At 57.7% G+C, this 14,694-nt stretch carries 14 protein-coding genes and 1 riboswitch; of the genes, 12 read left to right on the top strand and 2 right to left on the bottom strand.

The genetic code is table 11. The features are described from left to right. Positions 1 to 136, top strand: a riboswitch (cobalamin riboswitch). This riboswitch is flagged as partial in the annotation. A gap of 177 nt (positions 137 to 313) precedes the next feature. From E1297_RS13570 to E1297_RS13515, 12 genes are all read left to right on the top strand, one after another. Then, positions 314 to 2,257 carry a TonB-dependent siderophore receptor gene (locus tag E1297_RS13570; RefSeq protein WP_196223307.1) on the top strand — a complete coding sequence of 648 codons (1,944 nt, stop codon included), beginning with the start codon at positions 314 to 316 and terminating at the stop codon, positions 2,255 to 2,257. A 55-nt stretch (positions 2,258 to 2,312) separates the two neighbouring features. Beyond that, entirely contained in the window at positions 2,313 to 3,299 is a 987-nt protein-coding gene (locus E1297_RS13565; RefSeq protein WP_155138969.1) for an ABC transporter substrate-binding protein, read from the top strand. Further along, the gene (locus E1297_RS13560) at positions 3,296 to 4,294 is read left to right on the top strand and encodes an iron ABC transporter permease (protein ID WP_155138967.1); all 999 of its coding nucleotides are present in this window, start codon (positions 3,296 to 3,298) and stop codon (positions 4,292 to 4,294) included. Before E1297_RS13565 ends, E1297_RS13560 begins: the two co-directional genes overlap by 4 nt. After that, a complete protein-coding gene (locus tag E1297_RS13555) occupies positions 4,291 to 5,064 on the top strand; it encodes an ABC transporter ATP-binding protein (RefSeq protein WP_155138963.1) in 774 nt (257 codons plus the stop codon). The genes E1297_RS13560 and E1297_RS13555 overlap by 4 nt, the downstream gene beginning before the upstream one ends. A 323-nt stretch (positions 5,065 to 5,387) precedes the next feature. Then, positions 5,388 to 7,337, top strand: coding sequence for a multicopper oxidase family protein (locus tag E1297_RS13550; RefSeq protein ID WP_155138961.1), 1,950 nt, complete (start codon positions 5,388 to 5,390; stop codon positions 7,335 to 7,337). Positions 7,338 to 7,382: 45 nt separating this feature from the next. Beyond that, positions 7,383 to 8,144 (top strand): hypothetical protein, encoded by a 762-nt coding sequence (locus E1297_RS13545; protein WP_155138959.1) that lies wholly within the window; start codon positions 7,383 to 7,385, stop codon positions 8,142 to 8,144. Beyond that, complete coding sequence (locus E1297_RS13540) at positions 8,141 to 8,650, top strand: hypothetical protein (RefSeq protein WP_155138957.1); 510 nt, start codon at positions 8,141 to 8,143, stop codon at positions 8,648 to 8,650. The genes E1297_RS13545 and E1297_RS13540 overlap by 4 nt, the downstream gene beginning before the upstream one ends. Positions 8,651 to 8,709: 59 nt before the next feature. Beyond that, the gene (locus E1297_RS13535) at positions 8,710 to 9,213 is read left to right on the top strand and encodes a hypothetical protein (protein ID WP_155138955.1); all 504 of its coding nucleotides are present in this window, start codon (positions 8,710 to 8,712) and stop codon (positions 9,211 to 9,213) included. A 120-nt stretch (positions 9,214 to 9,333) separates the two neighbouring features. Beyond that, complete coding sequence (locus tag E1297_RS13530) at positions 9,334 to 9,786, top strand: isoprenylcysteine carboxylmethyltransferase family protein (protein ID WP_155138953.1); 453 nt, start codon at positions 9,334 to 9,336, stop codon at positions 9,784 to 9,786. Between the two features lie 71 nt (positions 9,787 to 9,857). Continuing rightward, complete coding sequence (locus E1297_RS13525) at positions 9,858 to 10,958, top strand: glycosyltransferase family 4 protein (protein ID WP_155138950.1); 1,101 nt, start codon at positions 9,858 to 9,860, stop codon at positions 10,956 to 10,958. Beyond that, positions 10,955 to 11,914: a glycosyltransferase family 2 protein gene (locus E1297_RS13520; protein WP_155138949.1), complete on the top strand. Its 960-nt coding sequence runs from the start codon at positions 10,955 to 10,957 to the stop codon at positions 11,912 to 11,914. Before E1297_RS13525 ends, E1297_RS13520 begins: the two co-directional genes overlap by 4 nt. A 5-nt stretch (positions 11,915 to 11,919) precedes the next feature. Further along, positions 11,920 to 12,657: a hypothetical protein gene (locus E1297_RS13515; protein WP_155138947.1), complete on the top strand. Its 738-nt coding sequence runs from the start codon at positions 11,920 to 11,922 to the stop codon at positions 12,655 to 12,657. Here E1297_RS13515 and E1297_RS13510 read toward each other — a convergent pair. Then, positions 12,648 to 13,736: a DUF563 domain-containing protein gene (locus E1297_RS13510; protein WP_155138945.1), complete on the bottom strand. Its 1,089-nt coding sequence runs from the start codon at positions 13,734 to 13,736 to the stop codon at positions 12,648 to 12,650. The genes E1297_RS13515 and E1297_RS13510 overlap by 10 nt on opposite strands. Positions 13,737 to 13,777: 41 nt before the next feature. Next, positions 13,778 to 14,689, bottom strand: coding sequence for a lipid kinase YegS (yegS, locus tag E1297_RS13505; protein ID WP_155138943.1), 912 nt, complete (start codon positions 14,687 to 14,689; stop codon positions 13,778 to 13,780). Positions 14,690 to 14,694 lie beyond the last annotated feature (5 nt).

Here is a 14,694-nt window from a genome sequence, read left to right as displayed (position 1 = left end):
GTGGCTGCCCCCGCAACTGTGAGCGGAGAGATTGTGTTTGATGACCACTGACGGCCGTCCGGGGACGACCGTTGGGAAGGGGAACACAATCGGAGACCCGCGAGCCAGGAGACCTGCCAGCTGTCGGTCACCCGACCCGCGATACGGGGTGTGTCGAGGGGCGGCTTTCCGTTGAGGTGACACCCAAACCGTGACCGGGAACACGCGGACAGGCTTGCGCATGCATCGCCGTCTCCACCCGGTCATGATTGTCAGACAACCGGTCTCCGCAAGGGCAAACAGAATGCGGGCCGGGAAACGGGTGGGGCATGTCTTGAAGACATCGAATATGCGCCGGGTCACCCCGGCACTTTTGGTTGCGGGTTTTCCCTTGTGTTTGGCCGGGACCGTTCCGGCCAGTGCACAGGACCAGGTGGACGAGGACACCGCTGTGGTCCTGGAACAGATCGTTGTTTCCGCCGGGCGCAATCCGGTCGAAGCGCAGCAGGTCGGACGGGCCTACACGATCCTGACCAGCGACGATCTGGAAGAAACCCAGACCCGCTATGTGGCGGATGCCTTGCGGCGGGTCCCTGGCGTCAGCGTGTCGCGGACCGGCAACAATGGCGGCTTGACGCAGGTCCGCCTGCGGGGATCGGAAGCCAACCATGTGCTTGTCCTGATAGACGGTGTTGAGGTCGCGGGCACCAGTGACGGCGGATATGACTTCGGGGCCTTGCAGACGGCCGACATCGAGCGGATCGAAGTCTTGCGCGGACCGCAAAGCGCGCTTTACGGCTCCAATGCCATGTCGGGCGTCATCCACATCATCACCAAGGGGGGCGTCCGGAACGGCTATCGGGTCTCGGCGCAATCCGAGATGGGGACCGACGAGAGCATCCTTGGAAATGTGCTCGTACAAGGTGGCAGCGACCGGTTCGATGTTGCCGTTTCAGCGGCTGCCAGCCACACAAGAGGGTTCAATATTTCCCACTACGGCTCGGAGAAAGACGGCGGCCACAATGTGACGCTCAATGGCAAGAGCCGTGTCGATATCCTCGACAATCTGTTTCTCGACACCTCGCTGCGCTACACCGAGCGCCGGGCCGACACGGATGATCAAGACTGGGGCGTTGTAATCGACACAAGGAGCCATACCCAGACCAATGACTTTTTTGGCGGCGCCGATCTGACATGGGTGTTGATGGATGGATTATTCACCCAAAAGTTGAAATCAACCGGTTCAGACCTGAATAGCAGGAGTGAAGGCCAAGGTTATCGGTCAGGCTATGACGGCAATCGATATCACGCGAGTTATCAGGGAACACTGGCATTCGAGTTGCCGGATCTATTGCAATCCGCCCACAGCCTGACGGGGGCGCTGGAATGGGAACGCGAAACCTTTAAAAACGCCTACCAAACTGTGTATACGACCAAAATCGGTCACAAGCGCGACTTGCTCGGAAACATTGTTGAGTATCGTGGCGAATTTTCCGATAGGGCATTTGTCACCGGAGCGCTTCGGTACGATCAAAATGATGCGTTCAAGGATACTGTGACCTACAGCACGAGCGGCGCCTATTTGTTCCCGCAAACCGATACCAAGTTGCACGCGTCGATGGGTACCGGCTCCACGAACCCAAGCTTCTTCGAACAGTTTGGCAGTGTTCCGGAGTCCTTCGTAGGCAATCCGGATCTGAAACCGGAGAACAGCTTTGCGTGGGATATCGGCGTTGAACAAAAACTATGGCAGAACCGGGCCGTACTAGACGTCACCTATTTTAACGAACGTCTTCGGGATGAAATCACGGTTGTTTCCGACGCGAACTGGATATCCACCCCGGAAAACCTCGATGGCACCAGCAAGCGGCAGGGTGTTGAGGTGTCAATCGGGCTTCAACTGCTCCAAAACCTGCACGCCACAGCGACCTATACCTATCTGGACGCGACTGAGCCGGACGGCAGTGAAGAGATTCGCCGCCCACCGCATTCGGGATCGCTTACCCTCACCTATGGGTTCCATGACAACCGGGGAACGCTGTTCATGGACGCAGTCTATAACGGCCGGATGAGGGACGAGGATTTCGCCACTTGGCCTGCAACGAGCGTCACCCTCGACGACTATATCCTCGTCAATGCCGGGGCGGATTACCAGCTGAGCGATCAGCTGACGCTGTTTGGCCGGGTCGAGAATCTGCTCGATCAGGACTACGAGGAAGTCTACGGCTACAACACCCAGGGCTTCACCGCGTTTGCCGGGTTCAGGGCAACATTCTGATTACCTGACGGGGCGCGTCCGCCGCGTCCCGTTCGAGACCTTTTCCGGAGACCACATGGCAAATCCCCAAACAGCAGCAGCCCTTGCAGGTTTTGCCCTTGTTCTGCGCCAAAACTTGCAAGTGGGGGCAAGCCGGAAAATCAAGGCCCCCCGTCTCCGGACGTTGTTGTCCGGTTTGATTACCGGGCTTTGCCTCGGCCTCGTCGTTCCCAATGCAAATGCAGAAACCGAAGCGCGGCCTGAGCGGGTGGTCTCCATCAATCTGTGCACCGATCAACTCGCCATGCTGCTGGCTGATCCGGATCAACTGCGAGCGGTCTCCAGACTGGCTGCAGACCCCAGCCTTTCCCTGATGAGCGGCGAGGCGGACAGCTTGGCGGTTCATTCCGGGTCGGCCGAGGAAATATTCCGGCTCAAGCCAGATCTGGTTCTGGCCGGGACATTTACCAGCCGCCCGACCGTGAACTTGCTGCGCCGGCTCGGGGTTCGTGTGGAGGAATTCGAACCGGTGCGCAGCTTCAACGACATTGCCGGCCATACCCGCAAACTGGGTGCAATGTTGCATCGCGAACAGAAAGCCGAACAGCTGATTAAAGCCCTCAAAAGGGACATCGAGACAACAAATGCTGCAGCCGGCAGCCAGCCGCAGGCCTTGCTGGGCTCCTATGGCAGCAACAGCTACACCACCGGCGCAGGGACGCTGGAAAACGAAATCGTCCGCAAGGCCGGTTACCGGCATCTCGGCGAGGAACTCGGTCTTTCGGGAGTATCGCAGCTTGCCCTTGAAACCCTGATCCTGTCCCGGCCCGACTATCTTCTTGTCTGGGACAGATATGCGAACGCAAAGACCCGTGCAACGGAAATCCTGTTTCACCCGGCACTCGATGCCCGGATCGGAAAGGACCGGCGGATTCTGGCCGACAACCGCTACTGGATTTGCGGAACCCCCCTGACAGCTCAAGGCGTTTCGAGTCTCGCCGCATCAGTGCGCGCCAAAGAGACAGACGCTCGACGCACTGACGCCCAAAAGGATGGCGAATGACACCGCGCATGCGTTCCGCCCTGCTGTTGCCGGGACTTGGGCTGCTCACCGCCCTTTTGTTTTTCCTCTCGCTCGGCACGGGGAAAGTCTGGATTGATCCTCTTGCTTTGCTTGGAAGGACAAGCGGGCTTGGAGCTGCCGAGGCCGTCATCTTGACCGAGATCCGGCTGCCCCGAGCCCTGTTGGGCCTGTTTATCGGCGCAACGCTCGGGCTGTCCGGCGCAGTCCTGCAAGGTTTCTTGCGCAACCCGCTTGCCGAACCCGGGCTGCTTGGCATTTCGGCAACCGCATCGCTCGGGGCGGTGATTGCCATTTATACCGGCTTCAGCCTGATGCACCCTTATGCCCTGCCGCTGTCGGCGCTCGCCGGAGCCTTGATAGCGGTGACACTGCTTCAGGCCCTGACCGGGCGGTCGGCAGACATATTGACGATCATTCTGGCGGGCGTCGCCCTCTCCGCCTTGAGCGGAGCCCTCACCTCTCTGGCTCTCAATCTGTCCGACAATCCGTTTGCAGCAGTCGAAATCGTCTTCTGGATGCTGGGGTCCCTTGCCGACCGCAGTATGGTTCACGTCTGGCTGGCCGTGCCTTTCATGCTCGCCGGGGGACTATTGCTCATGCTGACCGGCCGGGCGCTTGACGCGCTCAGCCTCGGCTCGGATGTTGCCGAAAGCCTCGGTGTGTCAACAGCCCGGACCAGAAACCTCGCGATTGCCGGTACCGCAATCGGGGTTGGCGCGGCAACCGCCGTCGCCGGAGCCATCGGCTTTGTCGGCCTGATCGTGCCGCATCTGCTTCGGCCAGTCGTCGGCCATTCGCCCGGGCGGCTCCTGCCTGCCAGCGCCTTGGGAGGCGCGGCATTTCTCCTGGGCGCGGACATTCTGGTGCGCGTCCTGATGCCCGACCGGGATCTGAAACTCGGCGTCGTGACAGCCATTCTGGGCGCGCCGTTTTTCCTCTGGCTCCTGTTGTCCTTGAGAAGGCGCACCGCATGACGTCGATTGAATGCCGGGCACTCGGCGTCTTGCGAAACGCCAGACCAGTCCTTGAGGACATATCTTTCCGCGCGAACGGCGGCGAGTTGATCGGCGTGATCGGGCCGAACGGCGCGGGCAAATCGACGCTTTTGCGGGCCATGGCCGGACTTCTGCCGTCGTCGGGGGAGATCCTGTGGGATGGCGGCCCAATCAAAACCGTGCCCAGGGCCGAGCGGGCCCGGCGGCTTGCCTATATGCCACAGGAGCGGGAAGTCCATTGGTCCCTGCCCTGCCGCGATGTTGTTCTGCTGGGACGCCTGCCGCATCAGTCCCGCCTTGCCGGCCCGTCGGCCTCGGATCGCAAGATTGCCCTGGAGACGATGGACTGCATGGATGTGGCGCGTTTCGCCGACCGTGCCTTTGACACATTGTCCGGTGGCGAGCAGGCCCGTGTGCTGATTGCCCGCATGCTGGCTCAGCAACCGCAAGCGATCCTGGCAGACGAGCCGGTCAACGGCCTCGACCCCGCCCACCAGATCGGCCTGATGCAGACCTTCCACGCCCTCGCCCGGGGCGGACAGGCCGTACTTGTCTCCCTGCATGACCTGACATTGGCCGGGCAGTGGTGCGACCGGCTTCTGGTCTTGTCGAACGGACGCCTTTGCGCAGATGCGGCTCCCCGCGAGGTCTATGCAGGACCGTTGTTGCGCGAGATCTACGGCATCGAAACGCTGCCGGTCGAAATCAACGGCATGCCCAGCGTGATCCCTTACAAAACGGTTTCCTGAGTGTTTCGGGAAACAGTCTCTGGCATTCAGCACAAGCCCGCTGCCAAGGCATAACTCCACGCTTGAAGCCATGCGTTGCTGCTTCGTTCACCACACGGACCCAAATCTTCCCTTACGTGCATTTAACCTTGTCCCGATATTACAATTGGGTAAGCTAAAGGACATCAAAAACAGCGCGCAGCTCGGTCACCATTAAAGCAGACAATACAAAAGGTAGTTCTCCAGCCCCAATGAAGCCACAGATCCGGTCGTGATCGCCAGCAGCGCCCCGAAACCTTCAGCACGTCCCGTGACAGACAAATGTGGAAGCAAGGGAGACCACGATGAATGAGCGGAACAACCCATGGATCACTTCCATGCGGGATGCCCTGATGGGTCGCGTCTCAAGGCGGGCCCTGTTGCGTGGAACGGCGGCGACAACGGGGGGATTGATCGCAAGCCGGAGCGCCTTTGCACAGCTTGCCTCTGACCAACCAACGACAAACACAGACGCTCTGGAGGGAGAAGCGGTCGAGACGGACAAGGCGCCAGACTACACACTTGTGGTAAAATACTGGACCTACGACCTTGATTTTGAATACGGGGTTGACCCGGACGGGAAGCTTAATCCGCTCTCCAAGACCATGGACTCGGGTCCGTTCAAGTATAAAACGAGGACCTATGCGAAGGACGGGGTTGTAGACGAAAACTTCCTCGGTCCAGTTTTGGAATTCCGGCCCGGGGAAACCTTTTCTATCAAGATTGTCAATCAACTAACGCCTGAAGGCGAATATGAGGACATCGGCCCCCCGGAACCGAAACCCGAAGACTGGCTCTATCTGCTCAATCGCAACTCTGGTGCATCAGCCGGATTACGCGAACTGGCACCCGTCGAATTCGCCATGACGAACACATGCAATCAGAATAGCCTTGACGGCATCTATATTGATCATGTGAACATCCCCAAGAACTATGATTTTACAAATCTTCACGTTCATGGCCTTCAGGTTACGCCGCATCTTTTTCAACCGGAGGGCACACTTGACCCTTCGGCCGACTACATCACGATTAAGCCCGGAGAAGACTACACATACACTTTCACATTGGCGGATGATCATCCTACCGGCACATTCTGGTACCATCCGCACCGGCACAATTCGGTTGCCGTGCAAGCCTGGAGCGGAATGGCGGGATTGATCCTCGTGCGCGGCACGTATGACGAAGAAATCAAGAATTTCGGGATTACAACGGAAATCCCGTTTGCCGTACACGATCCGCACTACTACCCGGACACCATACCCAAGGATGGCAACCCCGGAATTGCAACAATCGCGCGGTTCCTTGTCAATCAGAACGAGGAAGACAATTACACATTCATGGTAACCGGCCGGTACAGGCCGGAATATACAGTCAAGCGCAATGAAGTGGTGCTGCTGCGGCACTTGACGGCGACCATCGAAAACCTCTGTGCGTTCCGGATCGTGAAACAGTCGGATGCGGCAAGTGGCCCTCCGCCGACCGATGATGTCAATCATCCGTTCTGGATTGTGGCCTCAGATGGCATCGCCTACGAAAAGCCGGTGGAACGGCGCCTGATGGTTACCGGCGGCGGCGAACGTCACGACTTGTTGGTTCAGCTTCCGGAACCCGGCATCTACGAGATCTGGAGCGACCACTGCGAAACAATCCAGTTCTTCTCTACCGGACCCAAAAACCAGATGCTTGCAACGATCCGGGTCACGGACGAAACCGCTACGGGGCAGGCCGCCATTTCGGAGATGACCTTCACTCCAGGTATCGCTCCCGACAAAGCGATTACTCCCGATGAAATCGTTCGCACCCGGCACCTCGTTTTCGACATGACGAGTGACCGGTGCTGGATCCCCTTTCCCCAATTCAGGATCAACGACCGCCCCTATCGGCCAGACGAAAGCTGGTTTGACGTCAAGGCCGGCACCGCCGAAGAGTGGATCATAAGCAATCCGTCCGCCGCGACACATCCGTTTCATCTTCACGTCAACCCCTATCAGGTCAAGGAGTCTTTCGGCGCTCTGCAGGTCAACGACAAGGTTGTACCCGAAGCACAACGGGCCATGGTCGCGGCCCGGATAAAGGAAATGCATCATATCGACCATCCGAATATGTGGCGCGACACCTTGATCATTCCGCCCAAGGGTGGCCTTCGGCTCTGGATGCGGTTTGACGAAAACCTTGTCGGAAAGACGGTTTTCCATTGCCATTTCCTCGCACATGAGGAAACCGGCATGATCCAGAATTTTCGTATTGTGCCGTGAAGGTTTCCCGGATGGAGGCCCGAGCTGTTTCGAAAGGTTGATCTCATGCGTCGTTTTCCCACGATGACCTGCATTTACACGATAGCTGTATGTTTTTTGTCTCCATTGGCCGTCCAAACCGCCCATGCGGAGCTTCAATATGCCTGCCGGGAACTGTCACCTGAGAATATGGAACAGTTAACGGACAGGCCGGCAGTGGTGGCGGACATAGACGGAACCATGACCGGCTACATCAATCAGGACTATGTCTCTACAGACGGTACAGCCATCGAGGCTGGCGTTGGATATGCCCGCGTCGATGCCGCGCTCATGATGAACATCTACAACCGCCGCGGATACGTGATCGTGTATCTTGCCGGACGCCCGCGTCAGATGGAGGTCCTTGGGAAGACCATGTGTCAGTCAACCGTCGATTGGCTGCATGACAACGGCTTTCCGATCGAGCAGGACACAGCCCTTGTGCTTCTCCACGATGCCGATCAGGAAACACTTGACGCCAAGAATCCCGGACAGGCCATGGCCGAGATGATGGGCAAAGTGGGGACCGACCTGTTCGTCGCCATGATCACCGATGCAAAACAGGCGATCGGGTTGGATCCACAATACGGGTATTCGGATTCAGATCAGGTAGTGGATGCCTTTATTGAGGTTGGCGTGGCGCCTGAGAAAAACTTCACGATTGGCAACGAGGGGATTTCCAAACTGGGTTACCGTGGCAGCCAGCCGATCATCGGGCCGGGTCTCAACCCCGGTTATACGGCGCACGTCAAGGATTATGTCATCCCGAATGTACCTGAGGCAAAATGAAAACCAGAACGGCTCAAGCCGCCCTCATTTTGATGCTGGTACTGGTATCGGGCCGGACATTCGGACAATCACTGTCCGGTATGACCGGATGCTGGATCAGTATGGATTTCAACCCGACATCCTTGCTGACGGATGCAAGCAACCCCGCGAGCGCGGAAGTGGTGCGGGAAAAAATGCTGCTGACTTTCGACCAGATTGAGGGCACGGAACACCTCGTTTTCGGCCGGATCTACGAGTGGGACAAGGCCGGGACCTATGTGCTCGGCCCGACCTATCAAAACGGTGCTTTCAATCCGGCAGCAAACTTCCTGACATTCGGCTTCCCGAAGGGTGGGCTTGACCACGTGACACGCACCGGGGCCGGCCAGCTTCTCTATGTCCATACCAAATCCAGCACAAAGTCTGCCATGGCCGTGCGTCCCTTGCGCCGGATTGAGTGCTCGGAATTTCGGGAGCAGGAAACGCTCCTGCTGAAGCGCCAGGAGGAGTTGCGTCAAAACGACTGAGCAACAGCGGCGCAGCACGAGCGCCCTGAGCAACATCCCTTGAACAGGAGGTCGAGCTCATGAGCAAATACATCGCCGCATTCGCACTTGCCGCCCTTTTCTTGCCGGCATCGGACCAAGTTGCTAGGGCACAATCACTCGACACCATGACAGGGTGCTGGACAAGCGAGCGGTTTAACCCGTCCGCGCTGCTCCATGATGCATCCGACCCGGACAGCCTCCAGATAACTCATGACAAGATGCTCCTGACGTTCAAGCGGATCGACGGGACGGACCATCTCGTTTTTGGCTACATCATCGAATGGGACAGGTCCGGAACTTACGTTCTCGGACCGATCTACGAAAACGGGGCGTTCAATCCGGCGGGCGGATTTTTGACATTCGGGTTTCCGGAGGGCGGACTTGACCAGGTGACCCAGACCACCCCCGACCGGCTGCTTTACGTGCACAACAAATCGAGCAAACTGTCCGCGTTTTCCGTCCGGCCACTGAAAAGGATCGACTGCGAAGCCTTCGAAGTACAAAAGGAAGAGCTTCTGAGGCGGCAAAAATCCATCAAATGAACCTTTCCTGCATGATGGGGTGAATTCACCGAGGCCAGGCAAAATGGATCACCATGCACCGTTCAACCGCGGAGGCCCGGGTTACCCCACCGGTCGCCGTTTAAAAGAGACCAAGTCCCGATGCATCTCAAAGTCCCTCCTCCCGTGGTTGGTGCTTTCGCGTTTTTCCTCATCTGGCTGTTGGCGCGGCTCACTGCGGGACTGACCTTTACTTTTCCCGGGCAGTCCGTTGGCGCCGCCGTCTTGGCAGCCGCCGGCCTCTCGCTGGACATGTCCAGCCTCGTTGCATTTCTCAAGGCACGCACAACCATCCTGCCGACGGATCCATCCCGTTCCACAACGCTTGTTCAATCCGGCCTCTATCGGATTTCACGCAATCCGATGTATCTCGGGCTGGCGGTACTGATTGCCGCCTTCGGTCTCTGGCTCGGTTCGCCGCTTGCCCTGCTGGTTCTCGGCGCTTTCATCTGGTACATCACCGAATTCCAGATCAAACCGGAGGAACACCACCTTCGGCAACTGTTCGGTGCCGAATACGAGACTTATTGCCGGAGAGTCCGGCGCTGGATCTAGGCCGCCGAACGAAACACATCGAACCCGGATGCTTGTTCCGATTGCATCAGAAAGACAAAGACATTCCCGGCATGAACCTGGCCATTGTATTACCGCGCGGCATGCATTTTTCACCAAACGGCGCGACTTCGATTGACCTTGTCGCCCATGACCTTTTGGTAAAAAGCCGCTATCGCGATACGGCCTGTGTAATCGGACGGGAGGTGCCGGACCCGTTTCACGACGTTCCCTTCGAACCCGTTTCAGCAAAAGATTTCGTGAAAGGGGCTGTTCAGGTTCTCAAGGTCCGGAAACCGGATCTCATTGTCGTGCACCAGCACCCGGAAAGTGCAGCCAAGATCGCACGGGCGCTTCCTGCAACACCGGTTGTCCTTCACCGGCACGGATTGATGCGTCACAAGCGCGGGCTCCTGTCGCGCTGGCGAAAGGGCCGGGCGCTAAAACCGCTCGCAGCAGCGATCTTTGTCAGCGATTTCATCCGGTCGGATTTTCTTGACGCTCATCCGGCAACCGGACTGTCCACGCTTGTGGTGCCCAACGGGGTCGATGGGAGCTATTGGGCGCCAGCGAAAGACAAGCGCCAGGTGATTGCTTTTGCAGGCCGTGCGCGTGCCGACAAAGGCCTCGAGCCGTTGCTTGATGCGTTTCTGGCGATCAAACCACCGGGGTGGCAGCTGAACTTGATGCTTGTTGTGCAAACGCCGGAAGAGCAAGCCTTTTTTTCGCGCCTTGCGGCCAGGGTGCCTGATGACGCTGCCGTGCAGATTGACAAGAACCTCGCCTTTCCGGAAGTCCGGCAGCGGTTTGCAGAGACAAGGATCGCGGCCCTTCCATCCATCGTTGCGGAGGGCTTTCCACGCGCGGTCGTGGAGGCCATGGCATGCGGCTGCGCAGTGGTCACGACAACAAGAGGCGGCACTCCGGAAGCTGCGGGCGATGCAGCGATCCTTGTAGACGCCAGCTCCACCTCTAAGATGGAAATCGGTATTGCCATGGCCCTGACCAACCTTACCAGTGATGCAAACATGCTCGAAAACTATGCAAGGGCAGCACGAAACCGCTTCGAGCAACATCTGGAGATCGGAGCCGTCTCGAACATGTATGATCACGCCCTGACCCAAATTCTAACCGCACAAACAACCGTGGCGATTGAAAAAGGTATCCCTTCATGACCAACTCCGATCGTTCAAACAAGACCGTCGGCGTCCTGGTCTGCACGGCCGACCGGCCGCAAATGCTGGTGGACTGCTTGCGCTCTTTAATTTCGCAGGACTTGCCGGTGGGGTGGCGGCTCGAAATCGCCGTTGTCGAAAACGATGCCACGCCGAAAAGCAAGGATGCGGTTGCCGAACTGGCATCCGGGACAACCGTCCCGATCCACTATGTCCAGGAACCCCGGCGCGGTATCCCGTTTGCCCGCAACAAGGCACTAGAGCAGGCACTTGCCTACGGGTTTGATATTGTCACGTTGATTGATGACGACGAACAGGCGCAGCCCGGATGGCTGGTTGCGCATATCGACACCCTATTAAGGGATGGCATTTCCGTCAGCTACGGTGCAGTCACGAAGACTTATGAATGCGAGCGGCCCAGGTGGTTCCCGCCGGACACGCCATCGGACATGGTTGCCGGAATGGAATTGCCACGTGCCTCAACGAACAATGTCGCCTTCTTGTCCGATTTGATCAGGCCGCCGCACAATCTGAAGTTTAATCCGGTTTTTCTACACGGTTATGAAGACCTGGATTTTTTCGAAAATGCGCATGCCAAGGGGTTTAGAATTGTCTGGAATCCGCAGGCCGTTGTTGACGAATATGTGCCGCGAAACCGGTTGACCGCCGAACGGATGCTCGCCTTTACCCGCGCAAGTGCCACCGCCCACGTCCAGGTCGGCATTTTACGGCAGGGATATGCCCGGACCTTTGTCAAATTCGGGCTGAAAGGCCTTCGGCGCCTGATCAGCAGCATCCTGCTGTTATCCGTAGTCGCCCCGCTCTATCTCGCAGGCGTGACCGGACTTGAACGGCATTACTACAAGAACCGGATGCGGCTGACCAGGGCCATCGGGAACCTGCGGGGGATCTTCCTCAGGTCCGCGAGCTACTACAACCAGATCGACGGCCACTGACGCTCATGGAACCGCGTGTATTCGCCTTTTGGACCGGCACAAACGAAATGTCGGAGGAACGCAAGGCTTGCCTGGAGAGCCTTCGCAACACTGGGCTTGATGTGGTGCTTGTCACCCCGGATACGCTGGACAATTGGATTTTAGCCAACCACCCACTTCATGCGGCCTATGATTGCTTATCGGAAGTCCATAAATCAGACTACCTGAGAGCATATTTCATGCATCACTATGGCGGCGGATATTCGGATGTGAAACGAACGACCCAATCGTGGGAACAAGCTTTCCGGAAACTTGGCGAAACCGAAGACGCTTATGCAATCGGATACCAAGAGGTCTCTCCAAAAGGTGTGGCGCACATCCACAGGCATAAAATAGCAGGTGACTATTATTTACTTTCCGAAAAAACAGGGAAAATAACAAACTATTTGCACTATAGAATATTACGATTAAAATGGAAAATACTTATTGGAAATGGATGCTATATTTTTCGACCACAAACAAAATTCACCCATTTTTGGATAAGTAATGTGGAAAATAGGCTAAGCATTCTCCAGCCTCTGCTCATCCAGAATCCTGCTCGCTCACCCAGAGATGCTCTGAATTGTTCATCAAACGCTTCAGAGCAACTTTATCCTCTGCCCTGGTCAGGAATTTGCGCCGACATTTTTCACCCGCTGGTTTACAGGCACCGGGACCGGATCCTGCAAGGGCTGCCTACGCCCAGTTTCAAAAACTACTTATAATGCGCTTTCAACGCCGCTTCCAGTTCCGGCAAGTCCACTTCCGTGCTGGCCGTAAACGCCCGGCCTTGCGGATTCCGGGTCATGATACTCCGGTAGCCGAAGCCCTTTTCCTGCGCCATCATGTAGTAATGCGGAGAGCCCATTCCGGGTGAAAACAGCTCGACCAGATCGCAGGGACCGGACCGGCGGAACAGGATATTCGTCAGACCTGCGCCGTGTTGCCCCACAACTGCCCGGGCTTCATTGAAAAGCTGCGCCTGATTGCGCAAAGACAGGCTTCCCGGATCGACTGTTTCGAAGCCATGCTGTTCGGCAAGTCTTATGACCTCTTCCCGGTTTCGGAGAGAGCGCCCGTTCGCAGCATCCTCACCACGCAGGATCAACAAGCGCCGGCCGGTTTCCACATTGTCCGGCAAGTCAAGATGCTGACAGACCCAATCGAAAAACGCCTTCCGGCAAAAGAAACTGCGGACGAGATAAAGCCGGTCGACCTTCAGGATTTCCCGGCGCCCCTGGCGGATGATTTCGCGATCCCCAAACAGCCCGAGCTCTTCCGCCTCACGAAAGAACCGCGTCGCTCCGGTCTTTTCGGACACGATCACCGGCGCAGAAGGCGCAATCCCGTGACTGTCGGCGGCATGGAGTTTTGCCAGCACATACAGAAAAAAATGAAAGTAATTGTCGCCGTGAAAGTGGTGCAGCGAGACCGCTTCATCGAATGCCCTTGCAGGCTTGCCGAGATGCGCCGCGAAGGACGGGTTCTTTTCCGATTGCGGCAGGTCGCTGCTGCCCCAAACGACACGGCCCCGGTCAAAAATGATGCCCATCTTCGGATCGATGGTACAAGGTTCCTTGACGCGGTAGAGGGTCTCGAGGTCCGGCACCTTGCTCCAACCGTCCAGAAATGCACGCGCTTGCTCTGGCATCGGACCGGAAAATGACGTGCGACAGGGCGGCAAACGGTTCTCAACAAGAGTGTCGACACACTGACCGAATGCCTTGGCAGGCCATAGGCGTCCCGCTCCAAGGGTCAGTGATTTGCGCAGCCGGTGGTAGGTGTCACGCAAGGGATAGCTCATGCCAAGGCGGCCCCAGCCTTTAAATATCTCATATCAACTCGTCAGCTTCGTTTGAAGTCCACTTGGCCCGGCTTAACGGAAACGCTGAGTTCCCGGCCATGAATGGGCTCGCCGTCCAGATTGAATTGCAGGTCATGATCCGCTTCGATCGTAAGATTCCTGACCTTGCGCATGACAAGCTTGTCGCGCAGCCCTTCCGGGCCGAATTCAATCAGCCGGCCGAGAATGTCGGCAACATCGCCTGCATTCGGGTAGGGCACGATGGTCAGATCAAGAAAGCCGTCGTCAAGCACCGCATCCGGACAGAGTTCGACGCCGCCGCCCGATTGGCGGCCGTTTCCGATCGCAAGAGCCAGAAACGCGCCTTCCCACGTGAAATCATCGGAGGTGATCCGGCCCTCGCTGGAGGCAAGGTCGGAGAAACGATTGAGCCCGGTGAACAGATAGGCCGCTCCGCCCAGCAACCGCTTGAGGTTCGGATCGGTCTCGGTTGTCACACGCGCCCCGAACCCGCCGGTCGCCATGTTCACGAAGGCTCGGCCGTTGACTAAGCCGATATCGGTCGGCTTTCCCTTTGTTCTCGAAGCAAAGCGCAGGCAGGCCAACGGGTCGGCCGGGTCAAGACCGATCCCGCAAGCGAAGTCATTGGCGGTGCCAAGTGGTAACACGGCAAACTCGAAAGGCGGTTTCCGGCCGTCCGGGATGTTTTCAAGAACAGCCGAAACCACCTCGTTGATGGTGCCGTCGCCGCCACCGGCCACCAGGGTTGTGATGCCCTCCTGATCCGCCCGAGCCAGAGCCTCGCGGGCCAGTCTGGGCGCGTCCCCTACCTCCCAGGTGACCCGGACACTGACCTGATGCCCGGTGGCGCGCAGAGTTTCCACCGCACGGCGTACATCGTCCCGGCTGGCGGACTTTCCGTTCAGGATCAGGCGCAAATGCTGTTTGGCCAAGGTAT

This window comes from Roseibium sp. RKSG952, assembly GCF_009711355.1.
Note: the sequence above shows the minus strand (reverse complement) of the source record. Positions and strands in the feature narration are given on the sequence as shown.